This is a genomic window from Pedobacter westerhofensis (assembly GCF_900182595.1).
GTDB lineage: Bacteria > Bacteroidota > Bacteroidia > Sphingobacteriales > Sphingobacteriaceae > Pedobacter > Pedobacter westerhofensis.
Map to the genome: position 1 here is coordinate 92970 of NZ_FXTN01000006.1, position 23462 is coordinate 116431.

A 23462-nucleotide genomic window follows, 5' to 3' on the forward strand; every position below is an offset into this window, starting at 1 on the left:
TTTTGTTTAAATTATGGTTTTACTTCTTCTTTCTAATAGGACGGTATCCCGCCAGGTGTCATGTTGTTTTCCAATCTTTTCTCTAATGCCAAGGATCCGAAAACCCGCTTTCTCATGAATTTTTAAGCTTGATGCATTTTCCGGAAAAATTCCAGCCTGCAAAGTCCAGATGCCTTCCTGTTCACTTGCCTTGACTAGCTTATTAAGCAGACCAGATCCAATACCTTTTCCACTAAACTCTGGATCAACGTACACGCTCACTTCTGCAACCCCGGCATAAACGCATCTGGAAGAAACAGGGGTTAATGCGGCCCATCCACGGATAGTACCATTCTAATCATAGACAAAGCGACAAGTTTTTAAATGTGAATCGTCCCATTCCTCAAAGGTTGGGGCAGTGGTTTGAAAAGTGGCATTGCCAGTTGCAATTCCCTTTTCATAAATAGATTTAACCTGCTCCCAATCTGAAAAAACTAAAATTCTAATCCCCATGTTTTTTATTTAGCAGCAGCCACCACCTGGAGTACACGCATTTGCGTCACCTGCCAGGTTTACCATTTCAAGTTTTTCTTTTTTTGCCGGAATGCCGCATTTGTCCATGGCAAGGCAAGCAGTCGTTTTTGAGGTCAAAACAAAGTTATCCCCGTCAAAGGCTAGGTCATATTTACCTATGGTTTCAGACTGATATTCTACTTCTATATCAAGATCTTCCATACCGATAACCTGCTCAGACAAAGAAATGATGTTCAATAATTTTCCTGCTTTCAAACGGTGCTCAAAATCATTGGCATCCCAAAGCTGGAAATTTGCTACTTTCTCATGTCGTACGGTACCTCCGCAGTCGATAAAGTCTTTAGTGATTATACCAACTTCGGTAACATGAAAATGCTCAGGCACAGCCTGACCGTTCTCTAGTTTAAAATTAACGCTTTCTCTTTTAGCCAGGATTTCTTTAATTTCTGATAATTTCATAACGATATATTTAATATTGCAATTTAACGATTGATTTAATCTTTAAAAAAACTAACAGCAGTCAGCTTCTTGTATGTAAGCGCCTAAAAAAGCACCCATCTGGGTCTCTATTAATTTCCAGGTTACCGGATTGATACAATAACAAACACTGACTCCTTCAATGGTACCCTGAATGATTCCAGCAGTCTTTAATTCTTTTAAATGTTGGGATATCGTCGCCTGGGCAAGACCAAGTTCTTCGACCAGGTCCCCACAGATGCAGGTATTCGAAGCAAGTATCCTTTGTAAAATTGCGATACGGGCAGGATGGGCCAATGCTTTTAGTAAAGTAGCCAATTGGTTTTGTTCGGCGCTGAATATTTCTGTTCTTGTAAGTCCCATAATTGTATATTGCAATGTTACGATTAAATAATTTAATATGCAACTTTGTTAGAAACCGAGTAACTCTTTATTTAAAATAGATATGGCGCAAAGACAGGTTTGTCCTACCCTTTGTACCATATCTATTAAATCTAACTAGCTAACCTAATACTTACAGGTTTTATCGCACTTCCCAGAACCCTTACATGCTTTACTGCAGTTATCCATACAGTTCGGTTTGGTACAAGTTTTGGAACATTTGGTACAGTCATGCAATTTTGTATTGCAGCATGGAGTATTGGCGAAAGAAATGGAAAATATAGTGATCACCATTATCATGGTGATAAATAAAAACTTTTTCATGTTTTAAGATTGAATGTTTAATTAATTAATGAACTGATAAAATTGAATCAAGCAATAAATTATTAAACAGCAGGCGGACGCCAGCTTACCGAAGAGTATCGAGACAACTCTCCAAGGTAATTCGGGATGGATACTTTCTTCATGAAGATAGGAAACAAGGATGCAGGAGATAAAACTTCACTTTTCAGAAAAGTAATATTTATACAGATGGTCATTGTTTGACAGGCGGTCGGATTACATCGGTTTTTCGATAAATCGGTGCATGATGACTCCTTGGTCATTTCATGACAGCACTTGTCTGATGCACTTCTTTGCATGCTTTTTGCATTTCCTTCCATAAATGGGAAAACAACAATACATAAAGCCAGAAACAAGACCATGATCTTCATAAGGCGAAATTACGACAAAGAGTACTTATAGATCTTATATAACTTTGAAAAATTTTTACATAATTCCGTGAGTCACCTAATATTTATCAAAATTTGGTTAATAGTAGACTAAAGTAAATAAGGCAATGTCATTTTGTGATTTGCCAATCCATAACTAACTCATATATCAGCTTTTTAAGATGAAATATTAAATTTTAGAACAAAACTTATAAATGATTTGTATTAAGTTAGTTACCTGATAATGAGAAAAGCCTATGCCATAAGTTTTGCAGTATTCTACCTGTTATTAACAACAGGCATGTTTGTCTGTATTGTTCATTGTGCAGGTGAATATTTACTCGAACCGCAGGCAAGCAATAATCATCATAACAAAGCCAAATCCCATGAAGAGGCCAAACCTCATACCCATAAAGAAAAACCGTGTTCTAAAGAGAAAGATTGTGAGTGCTGTGACCAGCATGGGCAGTATGCCATCAGCGAAAATATCCAGAATTCGTCCAGCCCATTTTTCACTGCCTTTGCAATTTTAACTTATCCAACAGGTTTTAAGGATCTCTTCATCTTTCGCAAAGAAAAAAAATCTATGGATTGGCCAAAGGGTAATGCACCACCTGGCCTTTTAAAAACTCCACTTTATATTTCCAACTGTACCTTCCTGATTTGATCAAGCTAGGACTATTTAATAGTCCATGGAACATCCCGTATCCTATATATTTTCATTTAGCTTGATCTTTTAAAATGTTATTACATATAAAAAATATGGTTTGCGACCGTTGCACAATGGTTGTACGCCAACAATTAGAACACCTGGACTTGCAGGTTTCAGAAATCTCTCTTGGGACGGCTCTTGTCTATCCTGACCCTTCGGAAAATAAACTGAGAGAAATAGCAGCGTCTTTTAAAGTGCTTGGCTTTGAGCTGATCGATAATGAAAAGGATAGGTTGATTGAAAGCATCCGAAACACCGTTATAGAAATTATACATCATTCGGATTTAACCCAACATATTATCTTCAGTCAGGTATTAACGGATCGCTTACATAAAGATTATAGCTATCTAAGCCGCCTATTCTCTGAAAGCGGAGATCTGACCATTGAAAAATTCATTATCCAGCAAAAGATCGAAAAGGTAAAAGAGCTGCTTCAATATGGGGAACTCAATCTAAATGAGATCGCATGGAAAATAGGGTACAGCAGCAGTGCACACCTTTCAAATCAGTTTAAATCAGTTACTGGTCTCTCTCCAAGAGAGTTTAAGACCATGAAATTAAATAGCCGAAAGCCACTGGACAAAATATAATCAATTATTTATTAAAACTAAACAATGAAAAACAAATTAATCATGCCATTAATTGCCATAGCGGCAATTGTGGTAAGTTGCCAAAACCAGCAATCCAGTAGTCAAACGAATGATTCGCTAATGAACGGTGACAGTTCCGCCCATGCGATGAGTACCACGAAAAGTAATATGGCAGATTCGTCCATTATGTTTTCCATGAACCAGATGATGGAAAATATGCATAAGATGGAGAAATCAGGAAATGCGGATCATGATCTTGCAGCTTCTCTCCAGGAACATCATAAAGGAGCTGTTGATATGGCAGAGGCCGAACCAATGTTTAAATCAATGGCAACAAAAATGATTGCTGACCAAACAAAGGAAATCCAAGAGTTCGAAAACTGGCAGGCAGGGCATAAATAAAGTTGATCCACAACTAATTGTATCAATAAACCAATCTATTTAATACTTATAACTATGAAAAATAGACTAAAAATGCTATCTCTTGCCTCGCTATTAATTTTTGCGCAGGCATGCAGTAAAGATGATAATCAAATCACTATTCAGGAGCACGATAAAAACCAAATGATGACCATCATGCACCAGATGATGGATAAGATGGATGCCATGGAAATGACCAAAGATCCTGATAATGATTTTGCCATGATGATGACAATGCACCACCAGGGAGCGATTGATATGGCTAATGCAGAACTTAAAGATGGAACCGATGCCACGATGAAAGCAATTGCACAAAAGATGATCAGCGCGCAGACCCAGGAAATTGCCCAACTCAACACATTTTTACAGGCTCATCCTGCACATTTAAGCGTACCGGAATTTGATGCGCAAATGATGATGGGCATGGAGAAAATGGGGCGTAATGCAGACCTGCAAATTATAAATGGAAGAATAGACCATGATTTTGCGATCCTGATGGCCCAGCACCACCAAAGTGCTATCGAAATGTCCAAAATGGAACTGGACTACGGAACCCATTCAGAGATGAAAACAATGGCTTCTAATATTATTGAAGACCAGGAAAAAGAAATCAAGGAGTTACAAGAATGGCTATTGGCAAATAACAATAAATAAATGTTTCAAAATCTGAAAACATGCTCAAATTGGGCATGGTGCATTGCAGGGAATATGCAGAGGCTTGCCGCCAATGCGAAAAATCTGTGAGCAGATGGCGACAGCTGCTTAGATCAGTCTGATAATCTTACCTGTCCTAAATGGATAGGTAAGAATTATGTATATTTTTTACAAAACTTTATAAGTTTAGCAATAGAAGTCCGCTTATCTTTGACTGGTAGTACGTAATTAAAGAATATTACTATATTTATATAAATGAAATCCCGTTCATCCATACAGTTTAAGGCTGCCTTTTTAACTCTTGTATTCCTTTTGAATACGGTAGTAGGCTTCGCTTGTGCTGTTGGAACTAACATGGGCTTCAATAATGGGCATCACCAGGAGCAGGGAAGGGTTCATTCCAGTGGACATACCCGTAAACACAATCAGGCTCATGATCATTCCAAACATAGTCATGATAAAAGTACTGGAACAGATCATGCCTCTAAAAGTCAAAAAGACAATTGTTGCAAGGAACAAGTAGACAAATTAACAAAAGCAGATAAGTTGACCCAACCAGGGTTTAATTATAATTTGCTGTCATCTTCATTTTTCCTTTTGCCTTCGGCAGTTTATCGAATAGGCGAGGAGGTTACTTTTCCAGTAAATGTTCCCAATACCTATTTTGTCCGGCATTGCCGTCCGCCAATTACTGACGTACGTATTGCCATACAAAGTTTCCAAATTTGATTTTAAAGCTTAATCGTTTTTCCCGATGGTATTAACCATTGCAGCTCAATAATTATTCTATTAAAATTAAGAAAATGAAAAAGATATTTCTAATTGTTGCTATTATAGCAACATCCTTTGTGCAATATGGATTTGCACAAACTGACCATGCTGATCATCAAACGCAACCTGTTGCACTCCTTCCTTTATACTATAATATTAAAGACGCCTTAGTAAGTGGCGATGCAAAACTTGCAGCATCAAAAGCCCAGGAATTTGTTAAAGGGGTAAACAGCACTGATTCCAAAGTAATTAATGAAAATAGTAAGAAGGGCTTATTGGAACATGCTGTTAAACTTGCTAAAAGCAAGGATCTTAAAAGTGAGCGTGAGCATTTTGCCGGTCTTTCAACCAGCATGATCACCTTGGCTAAGACATCAAAATTATCGGCTGAACCTGTTTACCAAATGTATTGCCCAATGAAAAAAAGCAATTGGCTAAGCAGTGAAAAAGCAGTTAAGAATCCGTATTACGGCAGTGCCATGCTGACCTGCGGAAATGTGGTAGAAACTATAAAATAGAGGTTATTATCTAAATAAGCCCTATGCAAAAGCATAGGGCTGTTTATCTATTTTTATTTTTTTCAGCATTTAAAAGCTCACCTATTTTCCAGAAAAGATCTTAGGTTTTGTAGACAAGAAATGTTGCAGGTCACCTATAATTCAAGAACAACATGAAACGATTAATAATAAGCGGGGTAATGTTTACCCTACTTTTTGCCGCCTGTACGGGCGGAACAAAGTCAGTAAATAGCGCTGAAAATAAAAAGGAAACTCAGCTACCTAAAAAGGGGGTTACTGCCGAAAGTATAGTCCCTACTAAAGAGGTTATTTCAGCTTACCTGGAACTGAAAAATGCATTAACAAAAGATGACGATAAGACTGCTGCGCAGGCTGCTAAGAGCCTAGTTGAAGCCATAAACGTAGTAGACAAAGCTTCGCTAAGTACAGAACAATCTAAAGTCTTTACGGATATCGCTGATGATGCAAAAGAACATGCTGAGCACATTGGATCCAATGCAGGAAACATCAAGCACCAGCGGGAACACTTTGAAACTTTAAGCCAGGAAATTTATGATCTGGTTAAAGCGGGTGGTAGCGCAGGACAAAAGCTTTATTATGATAATTGCCCGATGTACAATAATGGAAAGGGTGGCAACTGGCTTAGTGATACCAAAGACATCCAAAACCCATACCTGGGCAAAGAAATGCCAACCTGTGGAAGTGTTAAGGAAGAACTAAATTAATCATGGGCAGGGTAACAAAAAGTCTTTTGTTTTTATCAGGGTTGCTGGTAGTTATCCAGTTTATTCAGCCTGAACGAAATATCAGCATTCAGGCTTACCCTGCCGATATTAGCCGCACTTATCCTGTACCAGAAAAAGTGCAGGGAATTTTGAAAACCTCCTGTTACGACTGTCATAGTAACAATACCCGTTATCCCTGGTACGCAAATATACAGCCTGGTGGATGGTGGCTTGCCTGGCATATCAGAGAAGGAAAACAAGAGCTCAATTTTAATGAGTTTGGCAAGTACTCCTCACGCAGACAGCAAAGCAAGCTAAAAGCAATAACAGGCAGTATAGAAGATGGCACGATGCCTATCAGTTCCTATACACTGATACATAGGAATGCCCGACTTACAAAAGCTGAACAGGACTTGATCCTGGACTGGATAGAAAAAACAAAAGACAGTCTTTTAAAAAATTAATAAAGATGAAAAAACTAGTAGTATACATTTTGCTGATGGGTTTGTACGGGTTCGCCTCTGCGCACGAAGGACAGACCATCTCATTGCAGCAAAAACAACAGCCGGTAGTCTATACCTGCCCCATGCATCCCGAAATTCAGAGTAGCGAGCCTGGCAATTGTCCGAAATGCGGGATGAAGCTGGTCGCTGAAAAGAAAAAAAGCGTTCCGGTTAAAAAAGCCGTACCGGCCAAAAAAAGTCAATCCGAAAAGATGGGTGATATGGGCGGCATGAAAACGCCTTCTCAAAAAAAGATTACAGATAAGTCTATGCACGCAGTGTCCTATACCTGCCCGATGCATACGGAAATCCATGCTTCTAAACCGGGCAACTGTCCTAAATGTGGAATGAAACTCGTGAAAGAAGTTCCTAAGACAACACCAATAAAGCATGATGGAATGGATATGCCCATGAAAGAGGAAGCTAAAAAGCCGGGCAGTATGGAATATATAAAAGGAATGCAGATGGGAGATGATGACGCCACTATGGCTAATATCAGAAAGGCAAAAGCGAATTTAGGCCCGATAAAAACCATTACCAGCAGTACGCCGCCCCGTACAGTGCGCTACGATCTATACGTCGCAGATACTACGGTAACCTATGGAAAAAAATCAAAGCGGGCAATTGCAGTAAATGGCCAGATTCCAATGCCTACCTTAACATTTACCGAAGGCGACACCGCTCTGATTTATGTGCATAATAATCTTGATGAAGAAACCTCCCTTCACTGGCATGGCCTTTTCCTGCCTAACAAAATGGATGGGGTACCTTTTTTAACGCAGATGCCAATTATGCCCCACACTACTTACGTCTACAAATTTCCGATCGTTCAGCACGGTACCCACTGGTATCATAGTCATAGTATGTTTCAGGAACAGATTGGCATGTACGGCGCTTTTATCATGAATAAAAGAAAAGAGTGGGATATTCCGACAATACCAATTACTTTAAGTGAGTGGACGGATATGAAACCTGAAGAAGTACATCGCAGCTTAAAAAATGCGACTGATTGGTTTGCTATACAAAAAGGGGCAACACAAAACTATGGAGAGGCTATAAAAAGCGGAAACTTCAAGACTAAGGTAAACAATGAATGGAAACGCATGACGGCCATGGATGTCAGTGATGTATATTATGAGAACTTCCTGATCAACGGCAAAAACCAAAATGAACAGCCCCAGTTTAAAGCTGGTGATAAGGTCAGGCTGCGCATTGCAAATGGAGGCGCATCTGATTATTTCTGGCTGAAATATGCGGGAGGCAAGATTACCGTGGTTGCCACTGATGGAAATGATGTTGAACCTGTAGAGGTGGATAGGCTGATCATTGCTGTTTCTGAAACCTACGATGTGGTGGTGACTATTCCTGAAAACAAGAGTTATGAATTTTTAGTTACACCGGAGGACCGTACCAAATCAGCATCCTTGTGGCTGGGGAGCGGAGAAAAAGTTTCTGCAGTAAAACTGAAGAGACCTAAATATTTCGCCGGCATGAAAATGATGAACGACATGATGGACATGCAGGGAAATATGATTGAAATGGATGGCATGAAGATGCAGAACCAGATCATGGATATGAATACGGTGATGTATCCCGAAATTACAGGTGAAGAAAGTCCGGAGTCCGAAAGCAAGAAAACTGATGCTCCTGGCATGCAGATGCCTAACGACAAAAGTATGGCAGGAATGAATATGGCTCCTGAAAGTTTGGATATCGTAACCCTGAATTACAATATGCTCCGGGATCCAAAAAGGACAACGCTACCAAAAGGGCCATGGAAAGAACTCAAATTCGATCTGACCGGGAATATGAACCGTTATGTCTGGACGCTGGATAATAAGGCGGTTTCAGAAACTGATAAGATCCTGATCAAAAAAGGCGAAAATGTACGCATCATTATGTATAACAATAGTATGATGCGACATCCCATGCACCTGCATGGCCATGACTTCAGGGTGATTAACGGGCAGGGTGAAAATGCGCCAATGAAAAACGTTCTTGACATTATGCCAATGGAAAGAGATACGATTGAGTTTGCGGCCAGTGAAAAGGGAGGCGACTGGTTTTTTCACTGCCATATTCTTTACCATATGATGAGTGGTATGGGCCGGGTCTTTAGTTATGAAAACTCCCCGCCTAATCCTGAACTGCCCGATACAAAGCTTGCCTGGAAGAAGTTATCTGCCGATGATAGGAAATATCACCCAATGGCCAGTATTGGACTGGAAAGTAATGGTAGTGATGGAGAGCTGATGTTTGCCAATACCCGTTATAGATTATCTACAGAGTGGAGGGTTGGTTTAAAATCAGAACATGGGATTGAGAGTGAAACTTACTTTGGGCGTTACATTGGCAGAATGCAATGGCTAATGCCGTTTGTCGGTTTTGACTACCATTACAACAGCATGAGCAATGAAAGGGAAAATAACCTTTTTGGGCAGCTCAGCAATCAAAAGAACAGAAAGGCAGCCGTGATCGGTGCGCAGTACATTCTTCCTATGCTGGTCACAGCCGAGGCAAGACTAGACAGTAAAGGAAAATTACGGTTTCAGCTGATGCGTGAAGATGTTCCCTTGACCAGCAGGTTACGGTTTAACTTTATGGCCAATACCGATAAAGAATATATGGCCGGTTTCAGATACATTGTGACCAAATACTTTTCTCTTTCCACCCATTACGACAGCGATATGGGTTATGGGGGCGGACTTACACTCACCTATTAATTATAAGCATCATGAAGCATACCTATCAAATAAGTGGAATGAGCTGCCAGGGATGCAGCAAAAAAGTGGAGTTTGCCTTAAATGGAATCCATGGGATTTCTGCAGGGGTTACCTTAGTTCCCCCGGTAGCGGTCATTACTATGGAACAGCATGTGCCAACAGAGATATTACAGGAAGCTTTATCTAAAGCTGGTGATTATAAAATCCTGATGGCAGGGGATCACCATGGAGATTTACCCCATAACAAGGTATTGCCGTCTCCTGTCTATGCCGGTCATCCTGAAGCAGATCATCCTAAAACAATAACTAAATCAGGAACAGGTAAGTATTATTGTCCCATGCATTGCCAGGGAGATAAAACTTACGACAAGCCTGGTGATTGTCCGGTTTGCGGAATGGATCTTGTTCAACAGCCCGTTCAAAAGCTGGCTACACAATATAGCTGCCCTATGCATCCGGAGATTATCCGGGATCAGCCGGGAGCCTGTCCGATATGTGGAATGGATTTAGTTCCAATTGGAGGCGGTGGCTCTGATAAAGAAGAAGACCAGACCTATGACCGGTTGCTCCGTAAATTTAAGATAGCGGCACTGTTTACCGTTCCGATCTTCATTATTTCCATGTCGGAGATGATCCCCGGAAATCCGCTGTTTAATTTGATGGAGCTTCGTTACTGGAACTGGGTGCAGTTTGCTTTTTCAATTCCGGTCGTATTTTATGCAACCTGGATGTTCTTTGAGCGTGCATGGAGGTCGGTGGTGACCTGGAACCTGAACATGTTTACCTTAATTGGTATTGGGGCGGGAGTGGCCTGGTTATTTAGCTTACTGGCTTTATTATTTCCCGGTATTTTCCCAGACCAGTTTAAGACCCATTCGGGTAACGTCTATGTATATTTTGAAGCTGCAGCTGTGATTTTGACGCTGGTGTTGCTTGGGCAACTTTTAGAAGCACGGGCGCATGGCAAGACAAATAGTGCCATCAAAGAACTGTTGAAACTGGCACCCAATCAGGCCACCAGGATCGTGGACGAAAAAGAAACAACGGTTGCTATTGATGACATACAAAAAGGGGACCTGCTTCGGGTAAAACCAGGGGAGAAAGTACCTGTTGACGGAAGTATTAAGACAGGAGAGGTTACCATCGATGAATCGATGATTTCCGGGGAACCCATTCCTGTAGATAAAAAACCGGGAGATAAGGTGAGTTCAGGAACCATTAACGGAAATAAAACTTTTACCATGCTGGCTGAGAAAGTAGGATCGGAAACCCTGCTATCCCAAATCATTGACATGGTCAATTCTGCAAGCCGCTCAAAGGCACCCATCCAGAAGCTGGCTGATAAGATTTCCGGCTACTTTGTTCCTATTGTTGTTTTTATTGCCGTAGTGACCTTTATCATTTGGGCAGTATATGGGCCAGAGCCTTCTTATGTATATGCTTTTGTAAACGCAATAGCGGTGCTGATTATAGCCTGCCCATGCGCACTTGGCCTTGCGACCCCAATGTCTGTTATGGTGGGTGTTGGAAAGGGAGCAAAGTCAGGCGTGCTCATAAAAAATGCGGAATCACTGGAAAAGTTGAATGCCATTGACATCGTTGTGATTGATAAGACAGGTACGGTCACCGAAGGCAAACCATCGGTTGAAAAGGTGATCAGCGCAGATGCTGCTTTTACAGTGCAGGATATCCTTCAAAGGATCATCTCCTTAAACAGCAGTTCTGAGCATCCACTTGCTCAGGCGACCATACGCTACGGGGAACAAAAGCAGATAAAACAATTACCTATTGAACATTTTGAAGCTGTTACCGGAAAAGGGGTCATTGGGATTTTTAACAAGGAAAACCTGGCTCTTGGTAACGAAAAACTAATGGAACAGGTTCATGCAGCCATTTCGCCTGAACTAATGGAACAGGTTAAGGACGAGCAAAAACAAGGTAAAACAGTTTCCTACTTAGCAGTTGGTGATCATGCTATTGGATTTGTAGTCATTTCTGATAAAATTAAGGAATCAAGTAAAGAAGCCATTGGTAAGTTACAAAAGGAAGGCTTACAGGTATTCATGTTTACCGGAGATAATGAAGATACCGCAAAGGCAGTGAGTGAAACTTTAAGCCTTGATGGATATAAAGCTCAAATGCTGCCCGAAGATAAACTGAACGAAATTAAACGGTTACAGCAAAAAGGAAAAAAAGTAGCTATGGCTGGCGATGGCATAAATGATGCCCCTGCATTGTCGCAGGCAGATATTGGAATAGCAATGGGTACAGGAACGGATGTGGCCATCCAAAGCGCTGCTATCACTTTGGTGAAAGGCGACCTGAACGGGATCGCTAAAGCAAGGCTACTGAGCCATAAGGTTATGGGAAACATCAGGGGGAACCTGTTTTTTGCCCTAGGCTACAATGTACTGGGAATTCCAATTGCAGCAGGCGTTTTGTATCCATTTTTTGGAATCCTGCTTTCTCCAATGATTGCGGCATTAGCCATGAGCTTAAGTTCAGTATCTGTAATTCTAAACTCGCTACGGCTAAAAAATGTGAAACTCGATTGATACTTTAATGAACGTTGAACACGTAGAGGTAAGATTTGTATTTAAGTATTTGCTTAAATAGTAATAGTCACTATATTTGATCAATGGAAAAACTGGAAACTTGTATTAGGGTATTAGCCGATTTGAATCAGATAAAGGGCTGTAAAGAGCTTTTACGAGCTAATAAGTCATCCTTTTTTCAATTAAGTAATATACTTGCCCTCACCGGAAATGAAGTAAGGCTTCAAATTCTATTTCTTTTAGAAACAGAATTTGAGTTATGCCCCTGTGATTTAGCAGATATTTTAGGTATGAGTACTCCTGCTATTTCTCAGCACCTACGTAAAATGAAGGACGGGGGAATTATTAAAGCCCGCAAAGTAGCTCAAACGATCTATTACTCCATTGAGCCTCGTCATATAGAATTATTAAAGCCTTTATTTACACATATAACTACTCCAAATCATCAAATCAAACAAATATGAAAACAAGAGAAAGGTCAGGATTAGTAGGTGTGGGGTTGTTATCTGCATTTGCAGCATCATTATGCTGTATAACTCCGCTGCTTGCGTTAATTACAGGAACTTTTGGTATGGCCTCATTTTTTTCCTGGGTAGAACCTGCTCGCCCTTATTTAATAGGGGTCACCGTAATTGTTCTTGCTTTCGCCTGGTATCAGCAGTTATCTAAAAAATCGCAGAAAGAAGAAGACTGCCAGTGTGAAAGTTCATCTTTTATGAAATCTAAAAAAGCATTACTTTTCATTACACTCTTTTCAGGTCTACTTCTTGCTTTTCCCTATTATTCATCAGCCCTATATGATGCGCCTGCAAAATTGACTAATGTTCAACAACAAAGTAATTTGAAATCGGTTAATTTTTCGGTTAGAGGCATGTCCTGTGCCAGTTGTACCGCACACATTGATGGGACACTTTCTAAGGTTTCTGGTGTAGCGAAAAGCTTAACCTCCTACGAAAAAGCTGAAACAAGGGTGACTTATGACCCTAAAAAGATTTCAGTTGATAGTTTAAAATCTCAGATAAACAGAACTGGTTACCAAGTAACAAATATTAAACCCTAATAAAAATGGCTAAAGAAATTCAATTAAATTCTACCATTACCTGTCCTTCATGTGGGTATAAAAAAGAAGAGGTAATGCCAACGGATGCTTGTCAGTACTTTTACGAATGTGAAAGCTGTAAAGCACAAATCAAACCTAATTTAGGCGATTGTTGTGTATTCTGTAGTTTTGGTACTGTTCCCTGTCCTCCTATTCAGGAAGGTAGTAGCTGTTGTAGTTAGTCATTTGGCATATAAAAGTTATTATACAATACTTTAACATCTATCAATAACTCATCATTATTTGGTAATTCAAGAGCTACCATCCTATTATTCCAGCTTTATGTAAAATCCTTGGGGAATGGAAATTTATTTCCGTTCGAGTATCACAAACTGTTTTGATAATAACATTATCTTTGGCCTCAATGAAGCTGTTCGCTATTTTTATGACTGTCTTAATGATCTTTACTGGTTTTGATCCATGTAAGGATAAGGATATTATAAATAGCTACATTAAAATAGAAGTGAGTAAGGCTGGCAAAGACAAACCCGATAGAAGTGTTTGCAATCCTTTTTGTAATTGCACCCGGTGTCCATTTTCGATTTTACTTCCACAGCAACCACCTCTTTTGCTAACTTATCGTCCTGTAAAAGGTGTTTTTATTATTACTATTAATTCAGGCACTCCAATCAGGATTAGCCCTTCCGTGTGGCAACCACCCCGGTTTACCCTCGGCTCTCTAAAAGTTTAAAATATTTTATTAGTACCCATAAGGGTAAATATTAATTTCTTCAATGAAAAGATTCATTATGCTTTTTGTTGCAGTGGCATGTTCTATTACTGCCTTTGCCCAAAATAATTTTACTGTAATTTTAAAAAATACAGAATCTAAAGAGCCTTTAATTGGCGCTACAGTGACCATAAATGACCTTAAAAAAGCTTTGTCTACCAATGCCCAGGGTCAAGTCACTTTTTCTGATATTCCAAACGGCATTCATTCCATTGAGTACCGGTACGTTGGATATGCCGCCAAAGTTGACACCCTCGCATTTCCTCTGTCTAATACAGAGCCTCTAATCGTTCTACTAGAACAGGCAGAAGGTGAAGAGCTGGAACAGGTCGTAGTTACCTCCACCAGGAGCAGCCGAACTATTGACAACATCCCTACGCGCGTGGAGGTGATATCAGGTGAGGAACTAGGAGAAAAGGCCAATATGAAGCCAGGAGATATCCGCATGCTTCTTGCCGAAAGTACAGGTATCCAAACTCAGCAAACATCAGCAACCAGTGGTAATGCAGCTATTCGAATTCAGGGTCTTGATGGTAAGTACACGCAGATCATACGTGACGGCTTCCCTTTGTATTCTGGCTTTTCAGGTGGTTTGGGCTTATTACAGGTTGCACCCCTGGATTTAAAGCAGGTAGAGGTGATCAAAGGGTCTTCTTCAACCTTGTATGGGGGTGGTGCGATTGCAGGATTGGTTAATTTGGTTTCCAAAACACCCACCGATGAACGGCAATTAGACTTTTTGCTAAATGGCACTTCGGCAAAAGGCATTGATGCCAGTGTATTTTATGGTGAAAAGTTTAACAAGGTAGGGACTACAATTTATGCAGCCTACAATCATGGCTCACCTTATGATCCATCAAGCCTTGGCTTAACAGCCATTCCCAGGTTTAACCGCTATACCCTTAATCCAAAACTATGGATCTATTTGAATGAGCGTACCACGCTGAATGTCGGAATCAATGCCACGGTTGAAAACCGTATTGGAGGTGACCTGGACTTTATTAAAGGCCATGGAAGCGATCAGAATTCTTATTTTGAAGAGAACAAAACTGGCAGATACAGTAGCCAGTTACAGCTTGATCATAAGTTAAATGATCAAGAAAAGCTAACATTTAAAAATAGTGTCAGCTACTTTGACCGCACCATCACTTTGCCAGACTATCGTTTCTCAGGAGTTCAGGTAGCATCGTATACTGAGGCCAACTATACCCGAAACGGAGAGAAAGCAGACTGGGTGGTAGGGCTGAATTTTTTAACTGATCACTTTGGTGAGGAAAAGAATAACACCTTCCCTTTGCGAAGCTATACTTACAATACCATTGGTGGCTTTGTACAAAACACATTTAACATTAGCCCGAAAGTTACTTTGGAAACAGGTATAAGGGGTGACTACCATAATGATTATGGCTTTCTGTTTTTACCCAGGATATCGGGCTTATGGAAGATTACTGAACACTTTTCTACCCGGTTGGGTGGTGGGTTAGGCTATAAGGCGCCTACTGTATTTACAGAAGATGCCGAACGCATTCAGTTCCGGAATGTACTGCCGTTAGATGTAGCAAACACAAAGGCCGAGCGGTCATATGGTGCCAATTATGACATCAACTATCGTACTTCAATGTTTGATGGTCAGGTTGGATTAAGTGTGAACCAGTTGTTTTTTTATACAAGAATAGATAATCCTATCCTGCTTACTGCATTAACCAATGCTAATTTACAATATCAGCAGCCCTTGGGGAATCTAAATACTAAAGGCATCGAAACAAATGTGAAGTTAACCTACAGCGATTTTAAATTATTCTTGGGTTATACCCTTGCAGATGTAACCCAAAATACCAATGATGTTAATACAACTTATCCTCTGGTATCTCGCCATCGGCTCAATAATGTGTTGATGTATGAGGTAGAGGACAAATGGAAAATTGGTGCAGAGGCTTACTACTTTGGTTCGCAGCAGCTAAATGATGGAGTTAGAGGCAAAAGCTACTGGACAGCAGGGCTAATGGCCGAAAAGATATGGGAGCGGTTTTCGGTATTCATTAACTTTGAAAATATAACTGATACCCGTCAAACAAAGTTTGATACTATTTATACAGGCAGTATTTCCAATCCTGTTTTCCGGGATATTTATGCGCCTTTAGATGGCTTTGTGATAAATGGTGGTGTAAAAATTCGACTTTGAAAGACAAGCTTCTAATGGTCCGAAATGGTTGCTTAAGACAAAGTATAGCTAGTTCGGATTTAGCTTGATGGCATTAACTTTTACAGCTTGGTACGAAATAATGGATTAATTCAAATGACGCGCTGCAAAAGGAAATTGCAGAAGAATGGTTTACTGAATTAAAAGACTAATAAAATGAAAGATATCAATAACCTGGAAAATAAAATTGTAGAAACAGAAGAAAATATGGATCCCCTGTTAAAAAGCAGCAAGGAAGTGCATCCATTTAGTGAGGAGGAAGAGGAAGATGATGAGGTGCTGGATTTAAACAAGAATCAGGAAGAAGAAACCATTCTTAGCCACTGGCCGCTACTCACTGCCTTGCTTATTTTAGTAGTGATGCTAACCCTGGAATTTGGATTTAAGTTCCAGCTAGCGTTTCCTTTGAACCTGATTATTTATGCCATTGCTTTTTTACTGGCAGGGTATAATGTACTGGGCATGGCGTTTCGTAAAGCCAGACATTTTGATTTCTTTAATGAATTCTTTTTAATGAGCGTAGCCACCATTGGTGCATTCAGTATTGGCTCTTATAGTGAGGGGGTAGCCGTAATGGTCTTCTATTCAATCGGAGAGTGGTTCCAGGATGCAGCTGTCAATAAAGCCAAAAAAAGCATTAAGGCCCTGCTGGACATTCGCCCAGACCAGGTTACTGTACTCAGGAACGGCAGCCCGGTTGTTGTCGATCCTAAAAAAATTGTTTTAGATGAGCTGATCCAGGTGAAGTCCGGAGAAAAGGTAGCTCTGGATGGCATTCTTGATTCTGAGTCGGCAATCTTCAATACTGCGGCGCTGACCGGGGAAAGTAAACCTGACACCAAGCGAAAAGGGGAACAGGTACTTGCCGGAATGATCAACCTAGATAAAGTATCTCAGATACAAGTCAAATCCTTATTTAAAGATAGCAAGCTGAGTAAGATACTTGAAATGGTACAGGATGCAACAGCAAGGAAGTCTCAGACACAGTTATTTATTAGCCGGTTTGCAAAGATCTATACACCCATTGTGTTTGCACTGGCACTGCTGGTTTGCTTTGCACCATATTTTTTTGTGGACACTTACAACTTTCAACAGTGGTTTTACCGGGCGCTGGTTTTCTTGGTAATCAGCTGCCCTTGTGCGCTTGTGGTATCTATACCGCTGGGATACTTTGGCGGTATTGGCCTTGCATCAAGAAATGGAATACTATTTAAAGGGTCTAACTTTTTGGATGTAATGACCAAAATCAATACCGTAATCATGGACAAGACCGGAACTTTGACTAAAGGGGTATTTAAAGTACAGGAAATTGTTACCGGGGATATTGATCAAAATGAACTAATCAGGGCTGCCTCTGCAATTGAAATCAATTCCACCCACCCTATTGCCAAGGCTATCGTAGAATATGCTGCCGATAAAGCTGCAGGTTTGAAAGCCGAAAATGTAGAGGAAATATCAGGGCATGGTTTAAAAGGAACTGTAGAAGGAAAAGTAATCCTTGCAGGTAATGCAAAACTGCTTAAGAAATTTAATATCTCTTATCCTGCAGAAATAGATGCACTAGTAGATACCATAGTTGTAATTGCGATTAATGATAAATATGCAGGTTACATCACTATTGCTGACGAAATAAAAGAAGATGCAAAACAGGCCATCCAGCAGATGCATGATCTTAAGATCCAGACGGTAATGTTGTCTGGAGATAAGCAGGCGGTCGTGGATAAAGTGGCTAAGACCCTTGGCATTGATGAGGCTTTCGGAGATCTATTGCCAGAGGGGAAAGTTGAAAAAGTACAGGGGCTTAAAGATGCAGGTAACAGGATCGCTTTTGTGGGTGACGGGGTTAATGATGCCCCGGTAGTAGCTTTGGCAGATGCAGGAATTGCGATGGGCGGTCTTGGAAGCGATGCTACCATTGAAACTGCGGATATTGTAATTCAAAATGATCAGCCTTCAAAGATCACAACGGCTATTAAAATTGGTAAGATTACGAGCCAGATAGTCTGGCAGAATATAACCATTGCAATGGTTGTCAAAGTTATTGTCTTGATCCTTGGAGCAGGAGGGATTGCGAACCTTTGGGAAGCGGTAATTGCAGATGTTGGAGTCGCGCTTTTGGCGATACTCAATGCGGTAAGGATACAGAAGATGAAATTATAAGGTTCGTATAATAAAATCTGCAATTAGCCGTAACTTAATAGAGAGCGTTAATATGAAAGCGGGATGATCAGTATGATTGTTTCCGCTTTCTGTTTTTATAAGCTTAGTAGCCAAGACATAGAGTTACAAGCAGGCCATTAGTATTGTATTACTTAGTCTATCATTAAACCCTCCTTTTTCAATAATCTATCTTGAGCATAAACCGATGCCGTTAAACAAATAAAACCTATCCTCATTAATCCTAAAATATCTTTTCTCTTTTTGCCGATTATCATAAACCCATTCCATTAATCAAAATTATTTTTCTATTTTTGATAATGAGTTTTTGATAATAAAAATAACATGAAAATAGGCTACGCAAGAGTAAGTACTGCAGACCAAAATTTAGATCTTCAATTCAATGCGCTGACAGATTATGGATGCACGACAATATATCAGGAAAAGATTTCCGGCAAGAATACAGACAGACCCGAACTAAAAAATCTTTTGGCGACTCTTCGTAAGGGTGATCAGATAGTCGTTTGGAAATTGGATCGTCTTGGTCGTTCTCTTCGTGACCTGGTAGATCTGGTTGCTGTGTTCAATGAAAAAGGAGTTAATTTTGTTAGCCTACATGATCACATTGATACTACAACAGCTACAGGAAGATTTACATTTAATATTTTTGCCTCATTAGCAGAGTTTGAAAGGGAAATTATCCGGGAACGTACTAAAGCGGGCCTCGTTGCAGCAAGAGCTAGAGGTAAAAAGGGAGGCCGTCCTTCAGGCTTATCCCCTCAAAAGCTTCAGTTGGCAATGACTGCTTTGGATCTTCATGATACGGGGAAATATTCCATTTTGGAAATATCCAAAAGGCTACAAATACCCATCGCCACCTGCTATCGATACATTAAAATTGTAAAAGGGAGCAAGGTCTAAACACCTTCAAAAAAACAGGGAATAGTGAGAAAGCACGCTCTCTTACAATAGAAGCCCCTGTCAAGAGGCTTTGTCGGTTTGTTTGCAATACGAAACTCCTACGATCTTCTTACCTACCAATTGTCCTGATAGTGCTTAAGCTTCAATCAAGAACTGAGCCCGCCTTTTTGCCAAGCGCCTGTTATGCCTTGTTGTTTTGAAATCTTATTATCGTTTCCCCGACCATTATTGCTCCGTTTTTTGATTTCGTTGATTTTCTGATAGTCTGAATAGATCTTCCCTTGATTGTTGAATAGTTTCTTAATGATTTTTCCTGTTAATTCGCAAAGGATATCTTCGATAAGCTTGTCGAAGATTACAATCGCCTTGGTTAGGTCGTAGTTTTCAAAATGATTTTGATTTCTTAATAGCCTCAATCTGTCCATTTGCAAGTCGGGTCTTGAAATTTCATAAACATCAAATTTATGTTCAGAATCTTCTTGAACAACCTTATAATTTGATGGGTGAGCTCCAATTTTATTTCTCAAAATCAAAAGTTCGTTTTGATTAAGTCTTTTTGCAAAGTCTATCTGTTTAGCTAGTTTAAAAACTTCCATCAAATTGTCAACTGCCAACTTTTGTTGATATACAGAATTTAGGAAACCATAAAGTCGCAAATATCTTTCACCAATGTCCTGATGTCTTGATGGACCTTGAAGGTCAAATTGTTTAAATGACTTTTTAGCTAGTTCTGTATCGTCTATAATGTAATAAGAATTCAATATTATATTCCACCCAAATTCCTTTTCCAGGCCATAGAATTTTTTCACATCATCACGAAACGTCGTTTTACACTTTTCCCCATCCCAACGAATGGAAAAATTGCTTAGGATTTCCTTTTGAAGGTCATTATATTTTTCTATCGTTGTCGTCATTTTACATTAATTGTAAACTGCAAATTATCAAAAAAACGGTGGAATCCTGAGAAACTTGCTTCACTCTACAAAATAACCAGGGTTTCCTGATATAATGGGTCACCACTTTTGCTTATTAACAGCTTCTTGTAATCCCTCGGTATTGCAACTAATCAATTTGTCATTGATTTATGTTTCCCCTGCTTGCTCATCAGTGCTATTAATATAATTACAATTGCTACAATGGTTGCAAATAGTGCAGCAATCATGAATAAGGTTTTACTGTCAGAGGATAGCAGGATGATGAAAGAAGATAAAAATTGTCCCCCAAATATCCCTATTGAAAAATAACCTAAATAACTCCCTCGGTTTGAAGTATCGCTTTCTTCAACAGTCATATGGTTTAACAAAGGAACGGTAAATCCAAAACCAATTCCCATGGCTATTGCTCCTACGATCAGCAAAATGACCACGCTGCTTAGTGAAAATAAGAGCAGGCCAAGCATAAAAAATAAAAACCCCAACGCTACCGTATTCAGATTGCCAAGGCGTTCCGCTATTTTAGGCATTTGGCTTGCTGCAGCAACGGCAACCAGCGATATAAAAGCCATAAAGTAACCTGTCTGGGATTCAGAAAACTGAAATATCCCTGTTAAATAAATTGGTAGCACCGTAAAAGCCGTGAAGAACAATATCATAGCAAACACTGCACTACAAACTATAGTAATTAGACCTTTAGATACTTTCTTTGATTTAGATATTTCGATGTTGACATTCGCTTTGATCAATTTAGGTATCGACACCAAAACCAGTATAAAGCAAATTAGCGCAATCAGATAAATAAAGAATGGGAAGTACCATCCTTGTTCTCCCAGCAGTCCCCCAATACTCAAAAATACTACCCCACCTAATTCTATAGACATACCCTGCCAGGCTATCATTTTCATTCGTTTTTCACCATCAAAGAGATCGGCTATAAGCGTTGTACCAGCAGTTTGTATTGCAGCAGTAGCAGCGCCTAAAAGTATCCTGTCTGCGATAACCAAATAAGGAGCGTGCAGCACGGCTCCGGCCACTCCAAACAGTGCATAAGGAATAAGCCCCCAGCAAATCATAGTATATGCTCCTTTGCGATCAATGAGCCAGCCCATCAACGGCGCAAATAATACCACACCTAATGAAGGAAGCGTTATCAACCAGCCGGGGTTATCTTCAAAGCCGAGGTGTTTAGAAATTTCGGTTAAAGAAGGAGCTATTACAGTGCCTACCATTATGGTAAGGCTACTGATGAGCAGCAAGGTAAAAATGCCAATTTTCGATAAATTATTCATAGCTTACAGCTTTAAATTATGTTTATTCTATTTTTGAATCTTGTTATTAAATGTCCGTTCTGTTGCCATGAGTAAAGACGTCACCATCAAATTCACGCACCATATAGACAATTCTAAATTTTTATTATATAAGCTTAACGAGTGCCCTGATAGTTACCTGAAAAGCGTTGAGCGTGACGAATTCTTTGAGATGATCTGGTTTTGGCATCCTGATGATCATGACTCGCAGCTTGATCAAGCTACCTCCTCTATTTACCTCATCCCACCTTTCAGGGCATTGGACATCTCCCTGGCAAATAAGGAAGGTTATTTAATCGCTTTTAAGCGGGAGTACCTCGAGGAAGATGATAAAGAATATGCTCTTGATGTTTTTAACCTCTTCAATCTTCAAGGGCAGCACTCCCTGCTAACTATCGATACCGATACACAAGAGAATTTCCAGCATCTTTATGCCCTGATGGCTTATGAGCTCAAAAGTCCATTAGGCACCTATCTCGTTCTTAAAGCCCTATTAAAGGTGTTTTTATTGCATTTGATCAGAATCAACCAAAGTGCTTTTTTGAACCAGGACGTTAATCAAAAAAGAGTGTATGAGTTCTGCATGCTGCTAGACCGATATTATATTCCGGAACGTAAAGCTTTTTTCTATGCTGATCAAATTGGAATAAGTGAAAAAAGACTCAACCAGATACTCCAGGAAAAGATGGGTAAGACCATTACACAATTGATTCACGCTAGGCTGATCCTGGAAGCAAAAAGGAAACTAACAACAGGAGAGCTTACCATCAAAGAAATTTCTTACTATCTGAATTTCGAAGACCATTCTTACTTTAGCAGGTTCTTTAGGAAACAAGCAGGCTTGTCCCCCGAAGACTTTAAAAAAAAGTAGCAGAAGGTTAGCCGCTACCCTTTTTTAAAACTCAGACTCTGAGACTAAAAATCATTTATGCTGATATTTATTTTTTTGGTCCATATTCCGCATACAGCATGGGAAGGATCTTTGCCAGATTCGTATACTCTTCTAAAGCGTGGTAATTTAAACCTTTAAGTAATGCCAGAGGAACATTTGCCTGTGCTGGGAACCAAAAGCGGGTACGCAATTCAATACCTCCATCGACACGCCTTGCAATATGTACCATTTTAGAGCCTCCAACTGCACAAACCGCTGTACCTTCATTGGGTACCGGAAACACGTTCATATCAAACCCAAATTTCTCTGGTGAGACGAAACTTATTGGTATTTCCATTGCACCCATTCCTAGGTCTTCGTTGGCATGATGGGTGATATCCCAGTTCTTCTCGTGCAAGGGAATCTTTTTGGATAAAAGCTGCTTTTTAGCCGTATCATTAACATACACATCATAATGAACATAATGATCCCATATTTTATATCGAAGAGGATCTAGTTGGTGCCAGGTAAACCACCAATCAAACATTTCTGGTGTCACTCCCGGCATTTTTACAATGGAAGAAACATATCCGGTTCCATCAGATAAAGTACAGTATCCGATTTCAGAAGCAAGATAGCCTGGTTTTAAAAGATCATTTAAGTGCTCGAAATTTAACGCCCTTGAAGGATCAATAGGCCCTTTACCCACGCTATCCACCATAGCCGGATCAACAGGTGCCATTGGCATATAAAAATATTTTGCATATGGCTTTTTCTTTTCGGCAGCAGAGAGATACTGCTTATTTACAATTTTACCACCAGTTACTGTAACTTTTTCGGTAGTAGAAAGTATGGGTTTAGTGGCCTGACCATTTCCAGCCAGAGGAATTAAAAACAGGTAACCAATGCCTGTCAAAATGCTTATAATTTTCATGTTTCTATTTTTCTGTAAAGTTACCTCTGCATCGTTTTATGGAGTGGTGTATTTAT

24 protein-coding genes are annotated in these 23462 nt (G+C 39.9%); 16 read left to right on the forward strand and 8 right to left on the reverse strand.

The window, feature by feature from the left end; all coding sequences use genetic code 11:
• Positions 1-6 precede the first annotated feature (6 nt).
• The 4 genes from FN831_RS12840 to FN831_RS12850 are packed head-to-tail and all read right to left on the reverse strand — an operon-like array spanning position 7 to position 1353.
• Positions 7-324 carry a GNAT family N-acetyltransferase gene (locus FN831_RS12840; protein WP_231729843.1) on the reverse strand — a complete coding sequence of 106 codons (318 nt, stop codon included), beginning with the start codon at positions 322-324 and terminating at the stop codon, positions 7-9.
• Between the two features lie 9 nt (positions 325-333).
• The gene (locus FN831_RS28125) at positions 334-492 is read right to left on the reverse strand and encodes a GNAT family N-acetyltransferase (protein ID WP_231729841.1); all 159 of its coding nucleotides are present in this window, start codon (positions 490-492) and stop codon (positions 334-336) included.
• 9 nt (positions 493-501) lie between these two features.
• Complete coding sequence (locus FN831_RS12845; protein ID WP_056095355.1) at positions 502-972, reverse strand: DUF6428 family protein; 471 nt, start codon at positions 970-972, stop codon at positions 502-504.
• Positions 973-1023: 51 nt separating this feature from the next.
• On the reverse strand, positions 1024-1353 hold the full coding sequence (locus FN831_RS12850; protein WP_056095350.1) for an ArsR/SmtB family transcription factor: 330 nt from the start codon (positions 1351-1353) through the stop codon (positions 1024-1026).
• A 972-nt stretch (positions 1354-2325) separates the two neighbouring features.
• On the opposite strand from FN831_RS12850, the gene FN831_RS12855 reads away from it, so the two are divergent.
• The 4 genes from FN831_RS12855 to FN831_RS12870 all read left to right on the forward strand — a co-directional run bounded on the left by FN831_RS12855 (position 2326) and on the right by FN831_RS12870 (position 4457).
• On the forward strand, positions 2326-2748 hold the full coding sequence (locus tag FN831_RS12855; protein WP_056095348.1) for a hypothetical protein: 423 nt from the start codon (positions 2326-2328) through the stop codon (positions 2746-2748).
• Positions 2749-2822: 74 nt separating this feature from the next.
• The gene (locus tag FN831_RS12860) at positions 2823-3383 is read left to right on the forward strand and encodes a helix-turn-helix domain-containing protein (RefSeq protein ID WP_056095345.1); all 561 of its coding nucleotides are present in this window, start codon (positions 2823-2825) and stop codon (positions 3381-3383) included.
• Between the two features lie 24 nt (positions 3384-3407).
• On the forward strand, positions 3408-3785 hold the full coding sequence (locus FN831_RS12865) for a DUF305 domain-containing protein (protein ID WP_056095342.1): 378 nt from the start codon (positions 3408-3410) through the stop codon (positions 3783-3785).
• A gap of 54 nt (positions 3786-3839) precedes the next feature.
• On the forward strand, positions 3840-4457 hold the full coding sequence (locus tag FN831_RS12870; protein WP_056095340.1) for a DUF305 domain-containing protein: 618 nt from the start codon (positions 3840-3842) through the stop codon (positions 4455-4457).
• A gap of 294 nt (positions 4458-4751) precedes the next feature.
• Here the strand turns inward: FN831_RS12870 and FN831_RS12875 are convergent, their stop codons facing one another.
• A complete protein-coding gene (locus FN831_RS12875) occupies positions 4752-4937 on the reverse strand; it encodes a hypothetical protein (protein WP_142528596.1) in 186 nt (61 codons plus the stop codon).
• Between the two features lie 323 nt (positions 4938-5260).
• Here FN831_RS12875 and FN831_RS12880 point away from each other — a divergent pair, with 323 nt between their 5' ends.
• From FN831_RS12880 to FN831_RS12930, 11 genes are all read left to right on the forward strand, one after another.
• Positions 5261-5746 carry a DUF3347 domain-containing protein gene (locus FN831_RS12880; protein WP_231729840.1) on the forward strand — a complete coding sequence of 162 codons (486 nt, stop codon included), beginning with the start codon at positions 5261-5263 and terminating at the stop codon, positions 5744-5746.
• Positions 5747-5898: 152 nt separating this feature from the next.
• Positions 5899-6471, forward strand: coding sequence for a DUF3347 domain-containing protein (locus tag FN831_RS12885; RefSeq protein WP_056095334.1), 573 nt, complete (start codon positions 5899-5901; stop codon positions 6469-6471).
• 2 nt (positions 6472-6473) lie between these two features.
• Positions 6474-6935 carry a heme-binding domain-containing protein gene (locus tag FN831_RS12890; RefSeq protein WP_056095332.1) on the forward strand — a complete coding sequence of 154 codons (462 nt, stop codon included), beginning with the start codon at positions 6474-6476 and terminating at the stop codon, positions 6933-6935.
• Between the two features lie 5 nt (positions 6936-6940).
• Positions 6941-9697, forward strand: coding sequence for a multicopper oxidase domain-containing protein (locus tag FN831_RS12895; RefSeq protein ID WP_185960469.1), 2757 nt, complete (start codon positions 6941-6943; stop codon positions 9695-9697).
• Between the two features lie 11 nt (positions 9698-9708).
• Positions 9709-12252, forward strand: coding sequence for a heavy metal translocating P-type ATPase (locus FN831_RS12900; protein ID WP_185960470.1), 2544 nt, complete (start codon positions 9709-9711; stop codon positions 12250-12252).
• Positions 12253-12335: 83 nt separating this feature from the next.
• Complete coding sequence (locus FN831_RS12905; protein ID WP_056095325.1) at positions 12336-12716, forward strand: ArsR/SmtB family transcription factor; 381 nt, start codon at positions 12336-12338, stop codon at positions 12714-12716.
• Positions 12713-13312: a mercuric transport protein MerTP gene (merTP, locus tag FN831_RS12910; protein WP_056095322.1), complete on the forward strand. Its 600-nt coding sequence runs from the start codon at positions 12713-12715 to the stop codon at positions 13310-13312. Before FN831_RS12905 ends, merTP begins: the two co-directional genes overlap by 4 nt.
• Positions 13313-13317: 5 nt before the next feature.
• A complete protein-coding gene (locus FN831_RS28345; RefSeq protein ID WP_082489586.1) occupies positions 13318-13533 on the forward strand; it encodes a GDCCVxC domain-containing (seleno)protein in 216 nt (71 codons plus the stop codon).
• Positions 13534-14085: 552 nt separating this feature from the next.
• Positions 14086-16263 (forward strand): TonB-dependent receptor, encoded by a 2178-nt coding sequence (locus FN831_RS12920; protein ID WP_142528597.1) that lies wholly within the window; start codon positions 14086-14088, stop codon positions 16261-16263.
• Between the two features lie 174 nt (positions 16264-16437).
• On the forward strand, positions 16438-18441 hold the full coding sequence (locus tag FN831_RS12925) for a heavy metal translocating P-type ATPase (RefSeq protein WP_231729838.1): 2004 nt from the start codon (positions 16438-16440) through the stop codon (positions 18439-18441).
• A gap of 342 nt (positions 18442-18783) precedes the next feature.
• The gene (locus FN831_RS12930) at positions 18784-19359 is read left to right on the forward strand and encodes a recombinase family protein (protein ID WP_142528598.1); all 576 of its coding nucleotides are present in this window, start codon (positions 18784-18786) and stop codon (positions 19357-19359) included.
• 146 nt (positions 19360-19505) lie between these two features.
• On the opposite strand, the gene FN831_RS12935 is transcribed toward FN831_RS12930, so the two are convergent.
• Entirely contained in the window at positions 19506-20273 is a 768-nt protein-coding gene (locus tag FN831_RS12935; protein ID WP_142528599.1) for a hypothetical protein, read from the reverse strand.
• 152 nt (positions 20274-20425) lie between these two features.
• The gene (locus FN831_RS12940; protein WP_142528600.1) at positions 20426-21583 is read right to left on the reverse strand and encodes an MFS transporter; all 1158 of its coding nucleotides are present in this window, start codon (positions 21581-21583) and stop codon (positions 20426-20428) included.
• Positions 21584-21650: 67 nt separating this feature from the next.
• Between FN831_RS12940 and FN831_RS12945 the strand changes: the two genes are divergently transcribed.
• Positions 21651-22472, forward strand: coding sequence for a helix-turn-helix domain-containing protein (locus FN831_RS12945; protein WP_142528601.1), 822 nt, complete (start codon positions 21651-21653; stop codon positions 22470-22472).
• A gap of 67 nt (positions 22473-22539) precedes the next feature.
• On the opposite strand, the gene FN831_RS12950 is transcribed toward FN831_RS12945, so the two are convergent.
• The gene (locus FN831_RS12950; protein ID WP_142528602.1) at positions 22540-23406 is read right to left on the reverse strand and encodes a DAPG hydrolase family protein; all 867 of its coding nucleotides are present in this window, start codon (positions 23404-23406) and stop codon (positions 22540-22542) included.
• Positions 23407-23462: the final 56 nt, after the last annotated feature.